Here is a 20,381-nt window from a genome sequence, read left to right on the forward strand (position 1 = left end):
GTCCTCTCGGCCAAGGCCCGCGGCGCAGAGGAGAACCGCGATGAAGCGCCCTGGCCTGCTCCTGCTCTTCCTGCTTGTCGCCTGCCCAGCCTGGTGCCAGAGCCTCAAGCGAGTCTACGTGATAGACAGCTACTCGAAACAGTATGCCTGGAGCCGCGCCTACCGCGAGGCTCTGAAAACCGAGCTGTCACCCATCGCCAACCTTTCCTTCTACGAGCTGAACACCAAGGTCGATCCCCCTGACACGGTCCAGGCCACGGCAGACAAGCTGGTCCGTCTCATAGACCAGGACAAACCGGATCTGGTCATTGCCGGGGACGATGCCTCACTGGAGCGAGTCGGCACCAAGACGGACCCGCAGATTCCCGTGGTCTACCTCGGCATCAACAACAACCCCAGGCGCTACTTCAAAAGCAGCCCCCATCATGTGACCGGCGTGCTGGAGCGGCCGCTGTTTTCGCGCAACATTCTCAGCATCGCGCCCTATGTCCCAGGCCGCTCGCACAATGTGCTGATCCTGTTCGACAAAGAAACGACGGCCGACGTCATCCAGCGGGAAAGCTTCGACAATCTGCCGGCGGTGAAGCTAGGCATGTTCAACGTGATCATGCAGCAAGCGCCCACCTTCGAGGACTGGCAGCAAGCGGTGCTGGGCGCCAAGGACACCTACCGCGCCATCTGGGTGGGACTGTATTTTGCCCTGCATGATCGCAGCGGCCATTACATCCCCGGCGACGATGTCATGCGCTGGACCATGAAGCACACGCCGGTGCCGGTCTTTGCGTTCTGGAGCTTCGCCGTCGGGCCCCACCTGGCCCTGGGCGGCATCGTGCTGACAGGCGCCGAGCAAGGAATGGCCGCGTCCGCCATCGTGAAAGCCATACTGAAAGACCACGTGCCACCCGACAAAATCTTTCCCACCATCCCATCCGAAGGCGCCTTCATTTTCAGCCGCTCCGGACTCGCGCACTGGGGTATCAGGCTGCCCGCCGCCATGCTGCAGAAGGCCACACTGCTGAACTGACAATCCTGCTTGTCCAAGCTGCCAGCCCGCCGAATAATCAATAGTCAATAACAACTTGAAAATAAATTTCAATAGTAAATTGAAATGGCGGCGATAAAACTTACTCAATGGCCATGCCGCTGCATGTCAACTAACCTAGGCTCAACAAGTCCCTCATTTGTACCGACAGCAAGGAGAGAGCAATGAGCCAGGAACAGAAGTGTCCCTTCGCGGGCGCCCATGCGGGCAAAGCGCTGGCCGGCGCGCGCGGCAACCGCGACTGGTGGCCGCAGCAATTGAACCTGAACATCCTGCATCAGCATGCGCCCGCCTCCAACCCCATGGATGCGGACTTTGATTACGCGGCCGCTTTCCGGCGGCTGGATTATCCGGCGCTGAAGCAGGACCTCAAAGCCTTGATGACCGCGTCGCAAGACTGGTGGCCGGCCGACTGGGGCCATTACGGCGGCCTGTTCATCCGCATGGCCTGGCACAGCGCCGGCACCTACCGCACCGCGGACGGCCGCGGCGGCGCGGGCAGCGGCAACCAGCGCTTCGCCCCGCTGAACAGCTGGCCGGACAACGGCAATCTGGACAAGGCCCGCCGCCTGCTGTGGCCCATCAAGCAGAAATACGGCAACAGGCTTTCCTGGGCCGACCTGATGATACTGGCCGGCAATGTGGCGATGGAGTCCATGGGCTTCAAGACTTTCGGCTTCGGCGGCGGCCGCGTGGACATCTGGCAGCCGGAAGAGGACGTCTACTGGGGGGCCGAGCAAAGCTGGCTCGCCACCAGCGATCAAGCCAACAGCCGCTACTCCGGCGAGCGGCAATTGGAAAACCCCTTGGCCGCCGTGCAAATGGGGCTGATCTACGTCAATCCGGAAGGCCCGGACGGCAAGCCTGACCCGGTGGCGTCCGGCCGAGACGTGCGCGAGACCTTCGCCCGCATGGCGATGAACGACGAGGAAACCGTGGCCCTGGTGGCCGGCGGCCACACCTTCGGCAAGGCCCACGGCGCGGGCGACCCCGCCCTGGTGGGGCCGGAACCGGAAGGCGCGCCGCTGGAAGCGCAAGGACTGGGCTGGATCAACCGCTTCGGCTCCGGCAAGGGCGTCCACGCCACCACCAGCGGCATAGAAGGCGCCTGGAAGCCGAATCCCACCACCTGGGACAACGGCTATTTCGACATGCTGTTCGGCTATGAATGGGAGTTGACCAAGAGCCCGGCCGGCGCGCACCAGTGGGTGGCGAAAGGCGTCAAACCGGAGCATATGATCCCAGACGCGCACGATCCATCCAAGAAGCATCCGCCGATGATGACCACGGCCGATCTGTCGCTGCGCTTCGATCCCATCTACGAACCGATCGCCCGCCGCTTCCACCAGAATCCGCAGGCCTTTGCCGACGCCTTCGCCCGCGCCTGGTTCAAGCTGACCCACCGCGACATGGGGCCGAAAGCGCGCTACCTGGGACCGGAAGTGCCGGCCGAGGACCTGATCTGGCAAGACCCCGTTCCGGCGGCGGACCACCCGCTGATCGAGGCCCAGGACATCGCGGAGCTGAAAGCCAAACTCCTGGCCTGCGGCCTATCCATCGCCGAACTGGTATCCACGGCCTGGGCCTCCGCCTCCACTTTCCGCGGCTCGGATAAACGCGGCGGCGCCAATGGCGCGCGCATCCGCCTCGCCCCGCAAAAGGATTGGGAAGTCAATCAGCCCGCCCAGCTGGCCCGCGCGCTGGCCATGCTGGAAGCCGTGCAGCGCGACTTCAACGCTGCGCAAAACGGCGGCAAGCGGGTATCCCTGGCGGATCTGATCGTGCTGGGCGGCTGCGCGGCGGTGGAAGCGGCGGCCAAAGCCGCTGGCGTCGCCATCGACGTGCCTTTCACGCCAGGGCGGACCGACGCCTCCCAGGCCCAGACCGACGTCGAATCCTTCGCCGTGTTGGAACCGCAGGCCGACGGCTTCCGCAACTACCAGCCCAGGCACTTCACCGTGCCGGCCGAGGCGCTGCTGGTGGACAGGGCGCAACTATTGACGCTGAGCGCGCCGGAAATGACCGCGCTGGTGGGCGGCCTGCGCGTGCTGGGCGCCAATGCCGGCCAGTCCGATCAGGGCGTGTTCACGCAGCGGCCGCAAGTCCTGAGCAACGACTTCTTCGTCAACCTGCTGGACATGGGCACCGCGTGGCAGCCGACGTCGGACGCGCGCGATGCCTTCGAGGGGCGCGACCGCGCCAGCGGCAAATTGAAATGGCGCGCCAGCCGCGTGGACCTGGTCTTCGGTTCAAACTCGCAGCTGCGCGCGCTGGCCGAGGTCTATGCCCAGCATGACGGCCAGCCCAAATTCGTGCGCGACTTCGTCGCCGCCTGGAACAAGGTGATGAATCTGGACCGCTTCGATCTGCGCTAAGCCCGCCGTCGCCGGCCGCCCTCCGCCAAGAGGGGCGGCTGGCCTGACGCCGCCCTTGCAGACAACGCGCCTGACGGAATGCCTCAGCCATATTGTCAGACAATGGGGTCTACATTACTCTGGTCCACATGGCCGCGCTCAAACAAGCGGCCGAACATAAACAGGACAAGAGGACCCCCATTGATGAATGCTCGCCCGCTTAACCTGCCGTCCGCCCGACCGCTCGGGAAACAAGACTACAAAACGCTTTCGCTGGCAGCCCTGGGAGGCGCGCTGGAATTCTACGATTTCATCATTTTCGTGTTCTTCGCCGTGGTGCTGGGCAAGCTGTTCTTCCCCCCCAGCATGCCGGACTGGCTGAGCCAGCTACAAACCTACGGCATTTTCGCCGCGGGCTATCTGGCGCGCCCGCTCGGCGGCATCGTCATGGCGCACTTCGGCGACCTGTTCGGCCGCAAGCGCATGTTCACGCTGAGCATACTGCTGATGGCCCTGCCCACGCTGGCCATGGGCATGCTGCCCACCTACCACGACATCGGCATCGCCGCGCCCCTGCTGCTGCTGCTCCTGCGCATCCTGCAGGGCGCCGCCATAGGTGGGGAGGTCCCCGGCGCCTGGGTATTCGTGGCGGAGCACGCGCCCAGCCGCCACACCGGCTTCGCCTGCGGCGTGATCACATCCGGCTTGACCATAGGCATACTGCTGGGCTCTCTGATCGCCACCGGCGTCAACCTGGCCTTCAGCCAGCACCAAATCGCGGAATGGGCATGGCGCGTGCCCTTCTTGATCGGCGGCGTATTCGGCATGGTAGCCATGCAGCTTCGGCAATGGCTGCGCGAAACCCCCGTGTTCGCCGAAATGAAGGCCAACAAAAAGCTGTCGCGCGAACTGCCCTTGAAAACCGTATTGCGGCAGCACAAGACCAATGTGGCGCTGTCCATGTTCCTGACCTGGTTCCTCGCCATCGCCATCGTGGTCGCCATCCTGATGACGCCCGCCTATCTGCAGAAACAGCTGAACATCCTGCCGGTGGACTCGCTGCGCGCCAACAGCCTGGCGGTCGTCTCCCTGTCCCTGGGCTGCCTAGTAGCCGGCTGGCTGAGCGATCGCCTAGGCAGCGGCTTGACCCTGCTCGGCGGCAGCCTGCTGCTCGGCGCCAGCAGCCATGTGTTTTACACCCGCCTGGCCATGGACAGCAGCCAGCTGTATCCCTTGTACACTTTGCTGGGCTTCAGCGTCGGCATCGTCGGCGCGGTGCCGCTGGTGATGGTGCGGGCCTTCCCCGCCGCCGTGCGTTTTTCCGGACTGTCCTTTTCCTACAACGTCGCTTACGCCGTCGCCGGCGGCCTGACGCCCATCCTGCTGTCCATCTGGCTGAAATACGACGCCATGGCGCCCTCTTACTACCTGGCCGCGCAATGCCTGGTCGGCCTATCCATAGGCGCGTATCTGTTACGCCGGGAGAGAGCCGGCCTGCCCTTGACCTTGCAGGACTAGTCCGCGCTGGCAGGCATGCCGTCCGGCGGAGGCGGCAATAGCGCCGCCTCTTCCACCGGCGGCAGCCGCGCCGCCGGGTCTTGCCGATAGAACTGGCTCAGCTGCCGGTACAGATCGGGATAATCCCTGAGCACCAGATGCGGGATCTCGAAGAAAGCCTCGCTGAGCACGGCGAAAAATTCCGCGGGATTTTCGCTGGCGTAAGGGTCCAGCCAGCCGTCCCGCCCATGGTCCACCGCGTGGCAGAACTGGCGGTAGGCCTGATTCCACGCCCGGCTCCACTCCTTGCGGTCCATTCCCCTGTGCAGGGGCGGCGCGCCATTGGCCGGCCCATCCAGCATATCGAACTGGTGGGCCGTCTCGTGGATCACCACATTCCAGCCGTCCAGCGACGGCGATTCCCGCACGTCCGGCCAGGAAAACACCAGGGGCCCCTGATAGTGCGCCTGGCCTATCAGCACCTGTTCCGCCTCGTGCGTCAGGCCGATTCCATCCTGCCAACGGTTGCGCACCACGAAGGGGGCCGGGTAAAGTACGGCCTCGCGCCAGTTGTCATAGGCGCGCATGCCCAGGTTCATCCCCGGCAGCGCAAGCTGCAGGGCCAGCCGGCAGCGCATGGCGTCGTCCACTTCCATATCTTCAAGGCCGGTAACGGTCTTGGCTCGCAGCAGTTCGCCTGCCAGCTTGACTAGGCGGTCTGCTTCTTCGGTCGACAACCCTTTTAGCAACGGCATGCAGGCCGCCTCCTCGCGCAAGCGCGCCAACAGGCCCGCCGGCATCCGTTTGCCGCCCAGGCGGCGCATCCAGTCTAATAGCATGAACTCTTGGCTCGGAATCGCGTCAGTCATTGAACCTTAGGGCGGGCCGCGGGCAATTCAATGCCCGCCCCCGCGATAAAGGAGAGAGCAGCATGACCCTTCCCATCTGGCACACCCTGATGCTGAACCCGCTGGCGGCGTTCGGCATCCTGCTGGCGCTGGGCGTGATAGGCGGCCAAATCGCAGTGCGCGTCGCGCGCCTGCCCGCCATCACCGGCTACATCGTCACCGGCCTGATCATCGGCCCCTACAGCCTGAATCTGCTGAATCAACAATTGCTGCAAGAAGCCTCGCTTTTCGTGCAGCTGGCGCTGGGCATCGCCCTGTTCGAAGCCGGCCGCCGCGTGGACCTGCGCTGGCTGCGCGTGGAAAAAACCCTGCTGGCCACCTCCTTCCTGTACTGCCTGCTCGTCTTCGCCGCGCTGTTCGCGCTGCTGAACGGCGCCGGCTTTGGCGCGCCTGCCAGCCTGATGCTGGCCGCGTTGGGCATGGCCACCTCGCCCATCGTGGTGCTGGAGATCGTGCGCGAATCCCACGCCGACGGCCAGGTCAGCGAGCGCTTGCTGACCGCCACCGCGCTATCCAGCCTGCTGGCCATGACGGGCTTCGCCCTGGCGCTGTCCTACAGCCATCTGTCGGTCGATCACAGCGTGGAGGATGGCATCCTGATGCCAGGCTGGCTGATTCTGGGTTCGGCTGGCCTGGGGCTGATCGCCGGCCTGCTCACCACGCAATTGAACCGCTGGTTGGGCGGCCACCAGCGCGAGGCGCAGCGCGTGATGCTGTTCGGCCTGATCGCCCTGATGGTGGGCCTGGCCGACATGCTGCAGCTGCTGCCCCTGCTCGCCCTGCTGATCGCCGGCATGAGCACGCGCGGCATGCGCCATGGCTACACCGTCAGCGAACCCGGCATCCTGTCGCTGAGCCATGTGTTCACCGTCGCCTTCTTCGTCTCCGCCGGCGCCCATCTGTCGCCGCAGGCGCTGGCCTCGCATTGGCAGCTGGCGCTGCTGTGCCTGCTGCTGCGCAGCGGCATCGGCATGCTGGTATGGTGGCTGGCCGCGCGCGGCAACGGCCTGTCGCGCAAGCAGGGCGCGCTGCTGGGCCTGGCGCTGAGCCCGATGAACAGCGGCTCCGCCCTGCTGCTGGGCCTGGGCATGGTGTCGCTGGGCGAGGCGGCTCAAAACTTCAGCGCCGCGCTGATGGCCGCCTTGCTGATCAACGAGATTTTCGCCCCCATCTTCAGCCGGCTGGCCCTGCGCCTGGCCGGCGAGACCGCAGGAGCCAGCCATGCTTGAATTCACCCAAAGCCAGCCCCTCACCCTGGGCGTGGAGCTGGAGCTGATGATATTGAACCGCCGCGACTACAACCTGACGCGCGGTTCCGACGATCTGCTGCTGCAGATCAACCGCAAGCCGCACGGCTTCGACATCAAGCCCGAAATCACCCAGGGCATGATAGAGATCGGCACCGCCGTTCATAGCGACGTCAACGCCATGCTGGAAGAGCTGCTGGCCATACGCAAACTGCTGGTGGACAGTGCGCACAAGCTGAATCTGGGCCTGGCCGGCGGCGGCGCCCACCCCTTCCAGCACTGGGACGACCAGCGCATCTATCCCAAGGAGCGCTACCATCTGGTTTCCGAACTGTACGGCTACCTGGCCAAGCAGTTCACCGTCTACGGCCAGCACATCCACATCGGCTGCCCGGATGGCGACGTGGCCGTGCGGCTCACCCACTACCTGGCGCGCTACATCCCGCACTTCATCGCCCTGTCCGCCTCCTCGCCTTTCTACCAGGGCGTGGACACCGCCTTCCAGACCTCGCGCCTGACCAGCGTCAACGCCTTCCCGCTGTCCGGCTGCATGCCGGTGGTGAAGAACTGGGATGAGTTCAACCAATACTTCGAGCGCATGGAGTCGCTAGGCATCGTCGCCAGCATGAAGGACTTCTATTGGGACATCCGCCCCAAACCGGAATACGGCACGGTGGAGATCCGCATCTGCGATACTCCGCTGTCGATAGAAACGCCGGTGCTGCTGGCCGCTTACGCCCAGATGCTGGCCAGGCGCTGCTTTGAAGAAGGCTGGGACGACATCTGCCCCGAGCCGTATCTCACCTACAGCTACAACCGCTTCCAGGCTTGCCGCTTCGGCTACGACGGCATGCTGGTGGACGCGCGCAGCAAACAGCAGCGCGGCCTGCAGGACGACTTGCTCGACACCCTGCGCGCGCTGGAGCCCCACGCCGAGGCGCTGGGCAGCCAGCGCCAGTTGGCCGCCTTGCGGCAAAAAGCGCTGAAATGCCATAGCGACAGCGGCTGGCTGCGCCAGGTGCATGAGCAAAGCGGCTCGCTCAGCGAAGTAGTGAGACGGCAAAGCGAACACTGGATGTACGCGGCGCCCGGAGTGGGCGTAAACTGAGCCTCCGCTCACATGACTTTCGCATCATGGCATTTGAACTTCCCGAACACCCGGCGCCAGACCTGCCCGCGCGCTGGTGCGTTTTCGACGGCGCGCAGCTGTGGCTGCGCGGCCAGTCCCTGCCCGACGCCGCGCCGGCCGGTTGCGCGCTGACCGCGCAGCGCTTTCTCGGCGTCCATGAGGGGCGCAATCTGTTCATGGCGGAGCTGGTGGGCGCGCCGCCGGCCGACGGGGAATGGCTGTCGCTGCGCCCCGCCCTGATGGCCATGCCGGCCAGCCAGGTCCAGGCCGCCGCCCGCGCGGCCCAGCTGCGCCAGTTTTTCCGCAGCCACCGCTTTTGCGGCCACTGCGCCGCCCCGCTGGCCGTCAGCCACGACCAACTTGGCCGACACTGCCCCAGCTGCGGCCAGGTCTACTATCCGCGCATCTCGCCGGCCATGATGGTGCTGGTCCAGCGCGGCCGCGAACTATTGCTGGCCCGCAGCCCGCACTTCGCGCCCGGCGTCTACAGCGCGCTGGCTGGCTTTGTCGAACCCGGCGAAACGCTGGAAGAATGCGTGCATCGCGAAACCTTCGAGGAAGTGGGCGTCAGGATCAAAAACCTGCGCTACGCCTTCTCCCAATCCTGGCCCTTCCCGCACTCGCTGATGCTGGCCTTCATCGCCGAGTACGAAGGCGGCGAGATCCACCCGCAAGAAGGCGAAATAGAAGACGCGCGCTGGTTCGACATCGACACCCTGCCCACGCTGCCTACGCCCATCTCCATCGCTCGCCATCTGATCGAGCATGCCTGCGGGCAGATGCGCGGCAACGGCGCCGCGTCGGCATAAGCGGCGGCAGGAATCGAACCCGCGCCCCTCTAGTGACAAGCCAGGCGCGCTAGCGGTCCAGCCGCTGGCCGCACAGCGCTAGAGCCAAGACGCGCCGAGACAAGCGCCGGCAATTGCGCGGCAAAAAGCGCAAGACCGAATCAAGGGCTTTGTCGACAGTCCCAAGGGACGCTCTCGATGCCGCTTTCAAGAAGCGAACCATGGCTCCGCGCAGCCGCCGCGACGGATCCAGCGGCGGCGCTAACGGCCCAACGCCTGGCCGTCAGCCTCCACCATGCTAAAATAGGCAAGTCGCGCCACGATCCTGATCGTCGCTTTTATCTCACTCCAACCGATAAAAACATGAAACTGATCACGCTCATTTCCCCGCTCGTCGCCATCGGCCTGGCCCTGGCCAGCCCCCTGAGCCAAGCGGAACCGGAAGACCAGCCGCTCCCCGGCGACTTCCAGCCCGCCCCCGCCGCCAAGCCGCTGCACCAGCCGCGCGCCAAGGCCGCCGCCGTGCCCCATGCCACCAAGGCGCACAAGTACAAGGGCAAAGCATCCCACGCCAAATCCGGCAAGACCCACGCCAAGAAACACGCGGCCAAGCCGCACGCCGGCAAACGCCACGCCAAAGCCAAGCCGGCCCGCACCTCCGCCAAGGCCCCCAAGGCCAGCCACGCGAAAAAGCACGTGCGCAAACCGGCCAAGGCGCATAAAGGCCATACCCATAAAAACAAGAAGCCAGCCGGCAAGCATCACCGCAAGCATAAAAAAACGCATTAAGCCTATTGCCAAGCCATAAACAGCAAGGCATAATGCGCTCCTCTTCGCCGGTGTAGCTCAGTTGGTAGAGCACCTGACTTGTAATCAGGGGGTCGCGAGTTCGATTCCTGCCGCCGGCACCAATTCTTGTTCCTAGGTCTTCCTGGGAATTCCAAAAAAGCCCGTAAACGCTAGCGTTTGCGGGCTTTTTCTTTCCTATGCTGTCCTGGCGATTCCGATAGCTTCCAACGCAATTCCGGGGTACATTTCGGGGTACATCGCTAGTTCGATAAAGGAGATACCCCATGTCTCTCACTGCACAGGCGGTTAAGAACATCAAGCCCTCCTCCAAACTTGCCAAGAAAGCAGATGGTGGTGGGCTTTTTTTGTGGATCTTTCCCAACGGATCCAAGTACTGGCGCTGGCGTTATTACCTTAGGGGCAAAGAGAAGCTGCTAGCCTTGGGCGTGTACTGCGGCCCGCAGCAATTTGACTCGCAAGGCAATGTGATCGACTCTGCCGTTGAGATGAGCCTGAAAGAGGCACGCGAAGCGCGCGACAAGGCCAAACGCCTGCTAGACAGCGGCATCGATCCTGGCAAAGAAAAGGCCGAGTCGAAGCGCTTGGAGCAAGCTCAGGCGGAAAACAACATAGAGTGTGTAGCCCGGGAGTGGCACGACAACAATCGCGCACGCTGGGTACCCGATCATGCCAACCGCATCCTGCGTCGATTTGAAATGGACGTTTTCCCCTTCATCGGCAAAGAGGCTGTTGATAGTCTCAAGACTCACCATCTGCTTGATGTGTTACGCAAGGTGGAGGAGCGCGGCGCGCTTGATGTTGCCAACCGTCTACAGCAGCACCTCGTCGCCGTTATGCGCTACGCTGTGCAGACGGGCCGCATTGCCAGCAATCCAGCGCTGGATCTGCAAGGCGCGCTGAAAGTACCGGAAAAACAGCACCGGGCCGCGTTACCACTAGATCAGTTGCCATCCCTAGTAAAAAGCATTGGCGACTATAAGGGCCGAACGCTTACCCGAGCGGCGCTCCGCCTCACGCTACTGACATTTTTGCGGTCAAGCGAACTGAGGATGGCGCGCTGGGAGGAAATCGACTTTGAACGTGGCGTTTGGATTATTCCCCCGACGCGCAAGCCGATAGAGGGCGTCCGCTACTCTACCAGAGGGGCAAAGATGCGGACTCCCCACGTCGTCCCCTTGTCGCATCAAGCCATCGCGGAACTGGATTCTATCCATCCAATCACAGGCCGTTTTGAGCTGATTTTTGCCGGCGACAACGACCCCTTTCACCCAACCGTTTGAAGCAACCCATTTTGGTTTCCACCAAGCTGCGGCGATGGTAGCCACTCCAGTGTTTCCAGATCGCTCTGCCTAATCGCTTGGTCGCCCGCAGAATCTCATTCCGCGCCAGCACACCCAGCGAACTTCCTTTCCATGGCCTCGCATTCTTGCGGGTCGGAATGCACCCGATCGCGCCGCGTGCGGCAATCGCCTCATGGCATGCCTTGGTATCGAAAGCCCCGTCGCCGCTCACGCAGGCTATCGGCTCATCGGCCGGGATTTGCGTCAATAGCGAAGGCAACATTTGCGTATCGCCCTGGCGGTTATCTGTCACCTCGATGGCGTGGATCTGCAGGGTTTCCGCATCGATGCCCAGATACACTTTGCGCCATTGCCGACGATACTCCGCGCCATGCTTCTTGGTTATCGCTGAACGAGTCTAAAGTTTCGCACGCTGCCCACTCGCCTTCGCCCAGCATCTTGATGCCTGTGCTGTCCACCAGCAGGTGCAGCGCGCCTGAGCTTTTCTGGTAGGGAATCTTGACCTGCAGCGTCTGCTGCCGTCTGGATAGCGTGCTGTAGTCGGGGACGCCCCAGTCCAGACCCGCCAACTTGAGCAGGCTTTGCACGAAGCCGATGGTCTGCCTCAACGCCAGTCCAAACAGGTTTTTGATGGTCAGGCAGAATGGAATGGCGGCATCGCTATAGGTCTGCGTCCGTCCGCGCCTGCCGCGTGGAGTGGCTTGCCATGACATGCTCGTGTCCAGCAAGACGGACAGCGAGCCGCGTTGGATCAGGACTTGGTTGTAGGCTTTCCAGTTGGTGGTTCGGTAGCGTTTCGGGGCGGGCTTGGTCATGCCGCTATCTTACCAAGCCGCAGGACGGGCGGATTTGTGCAACAGCGCCGTGCCGATACAAAACCACAATAATCGTGAACACGTTCTAAGATAAAATTGGGGGGGGATATAAGAATATGGATTTCGTTATCACAGAACAGCTGCAGAAGGTGTTGATCGAACACATCGACCACAGCGAGAATGGCATCGCAGTCGTGGATGTCGATGATTTGGTCATTTTCTACAACCATGCCTTCCTTGAAATGTTCGGCCTTCTAGACCGACAAGTCTTGGGCTGCCACTTCAATGACCTGATGAGCTGGATGTATATGCGTGGCGTGGGTGCCAAAACCCATGGCTTTTCGCTGGAAGAATGGCTGGAGACCGTACATAGCACCTACCGCTCGGCAGAGTTTCGCAGTTTCGAAATTGACCTGGTGGATGGCAGATGGTTGCTGATAACCGAACAGGTCAATCCATCGGGCGAGTTGGTCCTGGTAGGCAATGACATTACTCGCTTGAAGCAGACCGAATACGCGCTTCGCTCTGCGCAGGAAGAGCTGGAAAAACAAGCTTGGACTGACGAACTCACCGGCTTGTCCAATCGGCGCTACTTCATGCAAAGGCTGGACTGCGAATACCAGCGAGCGTTACGCCATCACCACCCATCCACCTTGGCCATTCTCGATCTCGATCATTTCAAGCGGATCAACGACCAATATGGCCACCCCAAGGGCGATGAGGTGTTGAAACACTTCGCGGGGCTATTGCGCGACAATCTGCGCAAGGAGGACGAAACCGGCCGCCTAGGGGGCGAAGAGTTTGCCGTACTGCTGCCTGAAACCTCGCAGGATGAAGCGTTGCAGGTGCTGGAGCGGGTACGCCAAGAACTTGCCCGCAAGCCGCCGGATGCCGTGGCCGCAGGCTTCAGCTACACCTTCTCCGCAGGCATCATGCAACTCCCCGACGATGAGTCGCTCACTTTGCAAGGGTGGATTCATTTGTCGGACCAGGCCCTCTACCAGGCCAAGGTGGCTGGCAGGAACCAGTTGGCCGTCTATCGCCCCCTACGATGAAGCCACGCGACAAAATCGGGAATGCGTCCTCGCCGCGGGGTACGGGAATCTAGCCTCGCCCTTCCACGGTTGCCTGTTCTGCGGTCTTTGTCTTGGTCCTGCGCTTGCGCTCAGGTGCGTAGCCTCGCAAGAATACCGCAACCGCATCCCGCACTGACTCTGCGATTTGCTCCCGCGTCGGCTGTTCACACGCCGCGCCCAGCAAATGTCGCTGATATTCCGACTCGAGCATACCCAGAAGGTGCGCGGCGGCCGTCGTGGGCTTGGCCTTTTGCAAACGCCCCGCGTCCATCTCCGAACACAGGAAGTCGGCCAATCTGTCTATCTGCGAAGCCAATCCCTTGTCATACAGCAACAGTCCAAGCCCCGAGCGTCGCCCTTCGGTCATGATGATGCCTCGCAACGTAACCAGACTGGGCTGCAGCATGCAGACGAGAAAATGCTCGCCGAACTGCTGTAATGTAAGGTCTATATCCTTATCAGGGCTCAGATGTTCAAACGAGGAGGCCAGCAAATCGATGGCCAGTTTTTTCATGACCATTTCAAACAGCTCCTCCTTGGATGGGAAGTAGCCATATAGCGTTGGCTTGGTCACGCCTATACGCGCGGCAATTTCCGCCATTGAGGTCGCATCGTATCCATGTTCGAGAAAGACTTCCGCCGCGCCTTCGACTATGGCCTGACGACGGCTCTCCGTTTTCACCCGCATATCGCCCCCAGAATAGATGCTGCAAGCTTAACTTGCCGTGGCACTTATTTTAGCACTATAAACATACCTCAGAGTCAACTTATACCGCTGAGAGTCCCGCAGCCTTCTTGCAGAGGAGGCTGAATGGATAGGCGGCAGAAACTGCTAAGCCACGTCCGGCAAAGCGGCCCTACCCCCTCCAGGCGCAGCCTCGTAGCCGCGTAGATACACTTGCACCGCCGCTTCAACCGACTCGGCGATCTGCCTTGCCCCGGGCTGCGCTAGCCCCCCGGCGATGAACAGCTCCAAAAAGTCCGCTTCCAGCAGATTGATTAGGTGCAACGCCGCCCGCCATGATGCGGCGCGCCTGAGACGTCCCGCCGCCATCTCCCCTTCCAGAAATGCGGCGAGCTGGCCCCAGCCTTCGGCAGGGCCACTCTGGAAGAACAGCCTGCCCATGCTGGAGCGCGGCCCTTCTCCCATCACGATACTACGCATGATTAGCAGGTCCTGACTCAAGATCACGCTCAGATAATGCTCGCCGAAGCGCTGCAGCGTTCCTTCCAGATCATCGCAAGGCGATAGGCTGCCAAATGCCTTCATCATGCGGTGCTCAGCCTGTGTCTTCATTACCACACGGAACAGTTCCTCCTTGGAGGGGAAGTAACTGTACAAGGTGGCTTTAGACCCCCCCGCCCGGGCCGCAATCTCCGCCATGGAAGCAGCCTCGTAGCCGCGCTCCAGAAAGACCGTTGCCGCGGCCTGCACGATGCCTTGCCGCCTGGTTTCGCTTTTTACCCTCATAACTTTACCGTTTGGTTTAATTAATCATTGACAGCGATTATACGGTATTGATATAAATTTACCCAGTGGTTTAGTTATGGAGAGGAAAATGAACGCACATGCAGGACACTCAGTCAATTTGATGGCGCGCTGCGGCGCGATGCTGGCACTCGGCGGGGCGCTTGCCGGTTGCGCCGCCATCCCGGACCTGGGCCCCAAGCCCCAATTGCGAGAGACGGCCGCGTCGGCAAGCTCGCGCAGCCTGAGCGGTGCCGGCCAGAACTGGGCGGATCAGCAATGGTGGACCCGCTACCACGATGTCCAACTCGACCAGATGATGAGCGAAGCCTTGGCCCACTCGCCGGACCTGGCAACGGCCCAGGCGCGTCTTCTCAAGTCAGAAGGTTATGCTCAAACCGCAGGCGCCAGCCTGCTGCCCGGTGTGGACCTCAACGCCAGCACAAGCCGCCTGAAGCAAAGTTACAACAACGGGGTGCCCAAAGCCTTGGCCCCCCAAGGCTTCAACAGCGCATCCCGCGCGGCGCTGGACTTCAGCTACGAAATCGACTTCTGGGGCAAAAACCGCGCCCAGCTTGCCGCCGCCACCTCCGAGCTTGAAGCCGCGCGGGCCGAGGCCGCCCAAAGCCGCCTGATGCTGACCAGCGCCATCGCCACGGGTTACGCGCAACTGGCCGGCCTGTACGCAGACCGCGACGCCGCGGAAAAAGCGGTGCAGGTGCGCCGCAACAGCGTGGAATTGCTGAAAGACAGGCAATGGCACGGTTTGGAAACGCTGGGCAGCGTGGAGCAGGCGGAATCCCGCCGCGCCGCGTCGGAGGCAGACCTGATCGCCGCGGACGAGGCGATCTCTCTACAACGCAACAGCCTGGCCGCCTTGCTCGGCGCCGGTCCCGACCGAGGACTGACCATCCGCCGGCCTACCGTCGATCTCAGCCACCCTCAAGCCTTGCCGGCCACTGTGCAAGCAGAGCTGATCGGCCGTCGTCCCGATCTGGCCTCAGCCCGCCTGCGCGCCGAAGCGGCGGCCAGACGCATAGACGTGGCCCGCGCCGGCTTCTTCCCCAACGTCAATCTGACAGCCTACGCCGGCGGCCAATCGCTTGGCGCGTTCGACCTGCTGGCCAAGTCCGGCTCCGGCATCGCCGGCATCGGCCCGGCCATCAATCTGCCGATTTTCCGCGGCGGCCAGCTGCAGGGCGAATATCGCGTCGCCCGCGCCGATTACGACGCCGCCGTAGCCAGCTACAACCAGACCCTGATCCAGGCCCTGCGCGAAGTCGCCGACGCCGTCACCCGCCAGCGCACGCTGGAGCCGCAGCTGTGGCAACGCAAAGCCGCGCTGGAGGCGGCGCAGGAAGCCTACCGCGTGGCAAACGACCGCTACCGCGGCGGCCTGGCCAACTATCTGACGGTGCTGAACGCGGAAGACAGCGTCATCGACACCCGTCGCGTCCTGACCGACCTGCAAAGCCAGCAGTTCATGCAGGACATCGCGCTGATCAAGGCACTGGGCGGCGGATATCGCGCCGCAAGCCTCTGATACGCAAACGAACACTTCCTAAGTCACCCAAGGAATCAACCCCATGAGCGCCCAAACCGAAACCCTGCCCGCCTCCGAGATGCCTGCCGACAAACTGCCCACTCGCCGCAAGAAACTATTTGTCCAGCTGGGCGTCGCCCTTGCCGTCGCCGCCATTGGCTACGGCAGCTACTGGATGCTGGTGGCCTCCCATTATGTGAGTACGGACAACGCCTATGTGGCGACCGAGGTGGCCCAGGTCACCCCCGAGGTGGCCGGCACCGTGCGCGCCGTTTACGTGGTGGACACCCAGCATGTTAAGAAAGGCGACGTGCTGGTCGTGCTCAACGACAGCGATGCCAAGCTGGCCCTGGCCCTGGCCCAGGCCGACCTGGAACGCGCGGAGCGCCGCGTGCAAGGTTATTTCGCCAACAACGAAAACCAATCGGCCCAGGTGCAGGCCCGTCAGGCCGAACAAGCCCGCGCCTCCGCCCAGCTCGTCTCCGCCAAGTCCGATCTGGAGCGGGCCCAACTCGACTTCCAACGTCGCCTGGCCCTGGCCAAGAACGGCTCGGTGTCCGCGGAAGAACTGAGCAACGCGCAAAACGCGCTGTCCGTGGCCGAGGCCGGCCTGCGCGCCGCTCAGGCCGCCTCCAGCCAAAGCGACGCCAACTACCGCGCTGCCATGGATGCGCTGAAGAGCAGCCAGACGCTGACCAACAACACCACGGTGGAATCCAACCCGGAAGTGGCGTTGGCGCGCGCCAGGCGCGACCAGGCTCGGCTGGACTTGGCGCGCACGGTGATACGGGCGCCGGTGGACGGCGTGGTGGCCAAGCGCCAGGTACAAGTGGGCCAGCGGGTTCAGGCCGGCACGCCCCTGCTTGCCGTCGCGCCGCTGCAGCAAGCCCACGTGGACGCCAACTTCAAGGAAGTGCAGCTGGAGAAAGTCCGCGTCGGCCAGCCGGTCAAGCTCACCGCCGACCTGTACGGCGATAGCGTCGAGTACCACGGCAAGGTGGCCGGTCTGTCCGGCGGCTCCGGCGCATCCTTCGCAGTGATTCCTGCCCAGAATGCCACCGGCAATTGGATTAAGGTCGTACAGCGCCTGCCTGTCCGCATTGAGCTAGACCCGGCTGAACTGAAAGCCCATCCCTTATCGGTCGGGCTGTCCATGACCGCCACCATAGACACCCGAGCCAATTGAGGAAACGGTCATGTCCCACTCCCCGACGCATGCCTCCCCGCTAACCGGCGCCACGCTGTGGCTCGCCGCGATCGCGCTGTCGGCAGGCAACTTCATCGCGGTGCTCGACACTACCATCGCCAACGTGTCGGTGCCCAATATCGCCGGCGGCCTGGGCGTGGCCGCCAATCAGGGCACCTATGTGATCACCTCCTACGCAGTGGCCGAGGCGATCACCGTGCCTTTGACCGGCTGGCTAGCCGCCCGCTTCGGCACGGTGCGCCTGTTTATTACGTCCATGATGTTGTTCGGCCTATTCTCGCTGTTGTGCGGGCTGTCGCAATCGCTGGAAATGCTGCTGCTGTTCCGCGTCTTGCAGGGGCTGGCCGGCGGCCCGCTGATGCCGATGTCCCAAACCCTGCTGCAGCAGATATTCCCCAAGGAAAAGGCCAACGTCGCGGTTGGTCTATGGAGTCTGACCACGCTGGTGGCGCCGGTGCTGGGGCCGGTGTTGGGCGGCGTGTTGTGCGACCAAGTGAGCTGGCCGTGGATTTTCTACATCAATGTGCCGATCGCGCTGGTATGTGGCTGCATGGGCTGGCAGTTGCTCAAAGGGCAGGAGAGCACGCGGCAAAACTCGCGCATCGACGCCGTCGGCCTGGGCTTGCTGGTGGTGTGGGTGGCCGCGCTGCAGATCATGCTGGACGAAGGCAAGGACCTGGACTGGTTCGCCTCCACGGAAATCGTCTACCTGGCCGTCATCGCCGCGATAGGTTTCATCGCCTTCCTGATCTGGGAACTGACTGACCGCAACCCGGTGGTCAACCTGAGAGTGTTCCGCCACCGCGGTTATTGGGTCAGCGTGACGACCATCGCGCTCGCCTTCGGTTCGTTCTTCGGCGCCACTGTGCTGACGCCGCAATGGCTGCAAAGCTATATGGGCTACACCGCCACCGACGCGGGCATCGCCCAGGCGCTCAGCGGTGTGCTGTCCGTGTTGGCGGCCCCGTTGGTTGCCCACCTGACCACCCGCATGGACCCGCGCCCCCTGGTGTTCATGGGCGTGATGTGGCTGGGCGGCGTCACCCTGTTCCGCAGCTTCAATTCCACCGACGTCAGCTTCTGGCAGGTGTCCATGCCGCTGTTCTTCCAAGGGCTGGGCATGCCGTTCTTCTTCGTCCCGCTGATCGGGCTGGCCATGTCCAGCGTGGATGAGGCGGAAATGGCCTCCGCCGCCGGCCTGATGAATTTCCTGCGCACCATGTCGGGTGCCATCGCCACCTCGCTGGTTACCACTGGCTGGGACGACAAGGCCAAGAAGTATCACGACATCCTGACCGGCATGGTGGACTCCAGTGGTGAGGCCATGCGCCAGATGAGCGCGGCCTTCGGCGTCGAACCGGCGCGCAATATGCTGAACAGCCTGGTGGACGCGCAAAGCATCATGTTGTCGACCAACGAGATGTTCTGGATCAGCGGCCTGTCCTTCGTCGTAGCGGCCTGCTTCGTCTGGCTGGCTCCCAAACCGACCCGCGTGGCGGACACCAGCAACGTGCACTAACGCGGGCAAACCATTCAGAGTTTCACGACTTTGGGGCATGGCGCCGCCTTGCCCGAACTTAGAGGGAGCGCCCATGCGCAACAATCAACCCATTACGGACCAGGAACACCATCTCGATCCCAAATGCCCCCTGGTCAGCCTCACCGACCTCAAGGGCGTGATCCTGCACGCCAACCAAAGTTTCGTCGAGATCAGCGGCTACCGCCAAGACGAACTGCTGGGCCAGCCCCACAACCTCATCCGCCATCCGGACATGCCGGCCGAGGCGTTCGAGGACATGTGGCGCACGCTCAAGGCCGATCTGCCCTGGCGCGGCATCGTCAAGAACCGCTGCAAGAACGGCGATTTTTACTGGGTGGAGGCCTATGTCACGCCCCTCATCGAAGACGGCCGCAAAGTGGGCTATATGTCGGTGCGCACACGCCCGACACCCAGGCAGATAACCGAGGCCAACGCCCTGTACCAGGCCGTCAACCACCGCAGCATCCGCTTTCCGGCAACGCGCTATCGGCGCGACACCTCAGTCACTGCCCGCTTGGCGTTGATGGCCCTGCTGCCCGCACTATGCTTTGGTGCGGCGCTGTGCCTGGGCGATCACGGGCGATGGCTGGCCGCCGGCGCCGGCGTGCTGGCCGCGCCCGCGCTTGGCCTGTGGACCTGGCTAGGCATTGTTCCGCCCATGAAGCGATCGGGGGAGGCCCTGCTCAAGATCGCCTCCGGCGACTTGCGTTTCGAGCTGGACACTCGCGCCTCCAGCGAGTTTTTCCGGCTGCTCATCGGCATCCAGTCGATGAAGGTGGGCTTGCGCGCCGTCTTCGCCGACATCCTGAGCATCGCCGGTCATGTCGAGTCCCAGTCCCACGCGCTCAACGACCAAGTGGACATGGCCAACCAGCGCATCCACCTGGGCGCGGACAGCGTCCGCACCATGGCGGCGGCGATAGAGCAGCTGACCGAGTCGGTCAGCGAGATTTCCCTCGCCACTCAAAGCAGCGCCGGCCAGGCCACTCTGACCGCAGAGAAGGTCTCGCAAGGCCTGGGACAGATCGTGGATACACAGACGGCATCGCTAGGAGTGGTTTCGCGCATGGACAGCGCGCAGCAACTGATCACCGAGTTGAAATCCGAAGTCGCCTCCATCCAGAACCTGGCCGAGATCATCAAGGAAATCGCCGATCAGACCAATCTGCTGGCCCTGAACGCCGCCATCGAGGCCGCGCGCGCCGGGGAAACCGGCCGCGGCTTCGCCGTGGTAGCCGACGAAGTGCGCAAGCTGGCCGAGCGCACCAGCAGCAGCACGGTGGAGATCACCGCCACTGTCGAACGCATCGGCACCTGTACGGCCAACACCCTGTCCGCCATGGCGATGGCCGCCGGCGAAGTCCAGATCAGCCATAGCCTGATGAATGAAAGCCGCGAGACCTACGACGCGATTCAGCGCTCCGCTGACGGCATCCAGTCCTCTTCGCGCAATATCGCCGCCATGCTACAGCAGCAAGAACACAGCTCCAGCGAAGTCGCGGGGAAAATCGAAGAAATCAGCCAGCTAGTGGAGCAAAACAGCAGCAGCGTAGAGTCCATCCACAAAGCGGCGCGACAGCTGGGGCATACGGCGCAGCAATTACACGCCATGACCAGCCGCTTCGAGCATTCTCTTTAAACGGGAATGCCTTCATC

Annotated in this window: 16 protein-coding genes, 2 tRNA genes and 1 pseudogene; 14 read left to right on the plus strand and 5 right to left on the minus strand. The window is 62.8% G+C overall.

The annotated features are described in order from the left end of the window. The first annotated feature begins 40 nt into the window (after positions 1-40). The 3 genes from FYK34_RS08550 (at position 41) to FYK34_RS08560 (ending at position 4,914) form a co-directional block, all read left to right on the plus strand. The gene (locus tag FYK34_RS08550) at positions 41-1,024 is read left to right on the plus strand and encodes an ABC transporter substrate-binding protein (RefSeq protein ID WP_149295978.1); all 984 of its coding nucleotides are present in this window, start codon (positions 41-43) and stop codon (positions 1,022-1,024) included. A 182-nt stretch (positions 1,025-1,206) separates the two neighbouring features. Beyond that, positions 1,207-3,417 carry a catalase/peroxidase HPI gene (gene katG, locus FYK34_RS08555; protein ID WP_149295979.1) on the plus strand — a complete coding sequence of 737 codons (2,211 nt, stop codon included), beginning with the start codon at positions 1,207-1,209 and terminating at the stop codon, positions 3,415-3,417. 183 nt (positions 3,418-3,600) lie between these two features. After that, on the plus strand, positions 3,601-4,914 hold the full coding sequence (locus tag FYK34_RS08560) for an MFS transporter (RefSeq protein WP_149295980.1): 1,314 nt from the start codon (positions 3,601-3,603) through the stop codon (positions 4,912-4,914). Here FYK34_RS08560 and FYK34_RS08565 read toward each other — a convergent pair. After that, positions 4,911-5,732 carry a M90 family metallopeptidase gene (locus FYK34_RS08565; RefSeq protein WP_231137407.1) on the minus strand — a complete coding sequence of 274 codons (822 nt, stop codon included), beginning with the start codon at positions 5,730-5,732 and terminating at the stop codon, positions 4,911-4,913. The two genes, FYK34_RS08560 and FYK34_RS08565, sit on opposite strands and share 4 nt — an antisense overlap. 92 nt (positions 5,733-5,824) lie before the next feature. On the opposite strand from FYK34_RS08565, the gene FYK34_RS08570 reads away from it, so the two are divergent. Genes FYK34_RS08570 through nudC form a run of 3 tightly spaced genes read left to right on the plus strand, consistent with a single transcriptional unit; the run spans position 5,825 to position 8,986 of the window. Next, entirely contained in the window at positions 5,825-7,030 is a 1,206-nt protein-coding gene (locus FYK34_RS08570) for a cation:proton antiporter (RefSeq protein WP_149295982.1), read from the plus strand. Beyond that, positions 7,023-8,156 carry a YbdK family carboxylate-amine ligase gene (locus FYK34_RS08575; RefSeq protein WP_149295983.1) on the plus strand — a complete coding sequence of 378 codons (1,134 nt, stop codon included), beginning with the start codon at positions 7,023-7,025 and terminating at the stop codon, positions 8,154-8,156. Before FYK34_RS08570 ends, FYK34_RS08575 begins: the two co-directional genes overlap by 8 nt. Positions 8,157-8,182: 26 nt before the next feature. Continuing rightward, complete coding sequence (gene nudC / locus FYK34_RS08580) at positions 8,183-8,986, plus strand: NAD(+) diphosphatase (RefSeq protein WP_149295984.1); 804 nt, start codon at positions 8,183-8,185, stop codon at positions 8,984-8,986. Here the strand turns inward: nudC and FYK34_RS08585 are convergent. Beyond that, positions 8,986-9,058, minus strand: a tRNA-Thr gene (locus FYK34_RS08585). The two genes, nudC and FYK34_RS08585, sit on opposite strands and share 1 nt — an antisense overlap. Before the next feature lie 270 nt (positions 9,059-9,328). On the opposite strand from FYK34_RS08585, the gene FYK34_RS08590 reads away from it, so the two are divergent. From FYK34_RS08590 to FYK34_RS08600, 3 genes are all read left to right on the plus strand, one after another. Continuing rightward, positions 9,329-9,754 carry a hypothetical protein gene (locus tag FYK34_RS08590; RefSeq protein ID WP_149295985.1) on the plus strand — a complete coding sequence of 142 codons (426 nt, stop codon included), beginning with the start codon at positions 9,329-9,331 and terminating at the stop codon, positions 9,752-9,754. A gap of 46 nt (positions 9,755-9,800) precedes the next feature. Next, positions 9,801-9,876 (plus strand) — tRNA-Thr (locus FYK34_RS08595). Positions 9,877-10,038: 162 nt separating this feature from the next. After that, the gene (locus FYK34_RS08600; protein WP_149295986.1) at positions 10,039-11,055 is read left to right on the plus strand and encodes a tyrosine-type recombinase/integrase; all 1,017 of its coding nucleotides are present in this window, start codon (positions 10,039-10,041) and stop codon (positions 11,053-11,055) included. Here FYK34_RS08600 and FYK34_RS08605 read toward each other — a convergent pair. Beyond that, a pseudogene (locus FYK34_RS08605) lies at positions 11,024-11,891 on the minus strand (IS5 family transposase); the annotation flags it as partial. The gene FYK34_RS08600 and the pseudogene FYK34_RS08605 sit on opposite strands and share 32 nt — an antisense overlap. Before the next feature lie 116 nt (positions 11,892-12,007). Here FYK34_RS08605 and FYK34_RS08610 point away from each other — a divergent pair. Beyond that, positions 12,008-12,946, plus strand: a complete 939-nt coding sequence (locus tag FYK34_RS08610; RefSeq protein ID WP_149295987.1) for a GGDEF domain-containing protein — start codon at positions 12,008-12,010, stop codon at positions 12,944-12,946. 49 nt (positions 12,947-12,995) lie between these two features. Here FYK34_RS08610 and FYK34_RS08615 read toward each other — a convergent pair whose 3' ends face one another. Further along, positions 12,996-13,655 carry a TetR/AcrR family transcriptional regulator gene (locus FYK34_RS08615; protein ID WP_149295988.1) on the minus strand — a complete coding sequence of 220 codons (660 nt, stop codon included), beginning with the start codon at positions 13,653-13,655 and terminating at the stop codon, positions 12,996-12,998. 144 nt (positions 13,656-13,799) lie between these two features. Next, positions 13,800-14,438, minus strand: a complete 639-nt coding sequence (locus tag FYK34_RS08620) for a TetR/AcrR family transcriptional regulator (protein WP_149295989.1) — start codon at positions 14,436-14,438, stop codon at positions 13,800-13,802. 88 nt (positions 14,439-14,526) lie between these two features. Between FYK34_RS08620 and FYK34_RS08625 the strand changes: the two genes are divergently transcribed. The 4 genes from FYK34_RS08625 to FYK34_RS08640 all read left to right on the plus strand — a co-directional run bounded on the left by FYK34_RS08625 (position 14,527) and on the right by FYK34_RS08640 (position 20,364). Beyond that, positions 14,527-15,978, plus strand: a complete 1,452-nt coding sequence (locus FYK34_RS08625; RefSeq protein ID WP_231137408.1) for an efflux transporter outer membrane subunit — start codon at positions 14,527-14,529, stop codon at positions 15,976-15,978. A 43-nt stretch (positions 15,979-16,021) separates the two neighbouring features. Continuing rightward, positions 16,022-17,164: an HlyD family secretion protein gene (locus FYK34_RS08630; RefSeq protein ID WP_149295990.1), complete on the plus strand. Its 1,143-nt coding sequence runs from the start codon at positions 16,022-16,024 to the stop codon at positions 17,162-17,164. 10 nt (positions 17,165-17,174) lie between these two features. Then, positions 17,175-18,704, plus strand: a complete 1,530-nt coding sequence (locus FYK34_RS08635) for a DHA2 family efflux MFS transporter permease subunit (protein WP_149295991.1) — start codon at positions 17,175-17,177, stop codon at positions 18,702-18,704. Between the two features lie 73 nt (positions 18,705-18,777). Next, on the plus strand, positions 18,778-20,364 hold the full coding sequence (locus FYK34_RS08640) for a methyl-accepting chemotaxis protein (RefSeq protein WP_168209688.1): 1,587 nt from the start codon (positions 18,778-18,780) through the stop codon (positions 20,362-20,364). The last annotated feature ends 17 nt before the right edge of the window (positions 20,365-20,381 follow it).

Source organism: Chromobacterium paludis, assembly GCF_008275125.1.
GTDB classification, from domain to species: domain Bacteria; phylum Pseudomonadota; class Gammaproteobacteria; order Burkholderiales; family Chromobacteriaceae; genus Chromobacterium; species Chromobacterium paludis.

Bases quoted from the DNA above. Each gene is read 5' to 3' on its own strand.
- FYK34_RS08590 (WP_149295985.1), top strand. From the start codon at position 9,329: ATGAAACTGATCACGCTCATTTCCCCGCTCGTCGCCATCGGCCTGGCC.
- FYK34_RS08630 (WP_149295990.1), top strand. From the start codon at position 16,022: ATGAGCGCCCAAACCGAAACCCTGCCCGCCTCCGAGATGCCTGCCGAC.
- FYK34_RS08575 (WP_149295983.1), top strand. From the start codon at position 7,023: ATGCTTGAATTCACCCAAAGCCAGCCCCTCACCCTGGGCGTGGAGCTG.
- FYK34_RS08560 (WP_149295980.1), top strand. From the start codon at position 3,601: ATGAATGCTCGCCCGCTTAACCTGCCGTCCGCCCGACCGCTCGGGAAA.
- FYK34_RS08635 (WP_149295991.1), top strand. From the start codon at position 17,175: ATGTCCCACTCCCCGACGCATGCCTCCCCGCTAACCGGCGCCACGCTG.
- katG (WP_149295979.1), top strand. From the start codon at position 1,207: ATGAGCCAGGAACAGAAGTGTCCCTTCGCGGGCGCCCATGCGGGCAAA.
- FYK34_RS08615 (WP_149295988.1), bottom strand. From the start codon at position 13,655: ATGCGGGTGAAAACGGAGAGCCGTCGTCAGGCCATAGTCGAAGGCGCG.
- FYK34_RS08550 (WP_149295978.1), top strand. From the start codon at position 41: ATGAAGCGCCCTGGCCTGCTCCTGCTCTTCCTGCTTGTCGCCTGCCCA.
- FYK34_RS08625 (WP_231137408.1), top strand. From the start codon at position 14,527: ATGAACGCACATGCAGGACACTCAGTCAATTTGATGGCGCGCTGCGGC.
- nudC (WP_149295984.1), top strand. From the start codon at position 8,183: ATGGCATTTGAACTTCCCGAACACCCGGCGCCAGACCTGCCCGCGCGC.
- FYK34_RS08570 (WP_149295982.1), top strand. From the start codon at position 5,825: ATGACCCTTCCCATCTGGCACACCCTGATGCTGAACCCGCTGGCGGCG.
- FYK34_RS08565 (WP_231137407.1), bottom strand. From the start codon at position 5,732: ATGCTATTAGACTGGATGCGCCGCCTGGGCGGCAAACGGATGCCGGCG.
- FYK34_RS08620 (WP_149295989.1), bottom strand. From the start codon at position 14,438: ATGAGGGTAAAAAGCGAAACCAGGCGGCAAGGCATCGTGCAGGCCGCG.
- FYK34_RS08640 (WP_168209688.1), top strand. From the start codon at position 18,778: ATGCGCAACAATCAACCCATTACGGACCAGGAACACCATCTCGATCCC.
- FYK34_RS08600 (WP_149295986.1), top strand. From the start codon at position 10,039: ATGTCTCTCACTGCACAGGCGGTTAAGAACATCAAGCCCTCCTCCAAA.
- FYK34_RS08610 (WP_149295987.1), top strand. From the start codon at position 12,008: ATGGATTTCGTTATCACAGAACAGCTGCAGAAGGTGTTGATCGAACAC.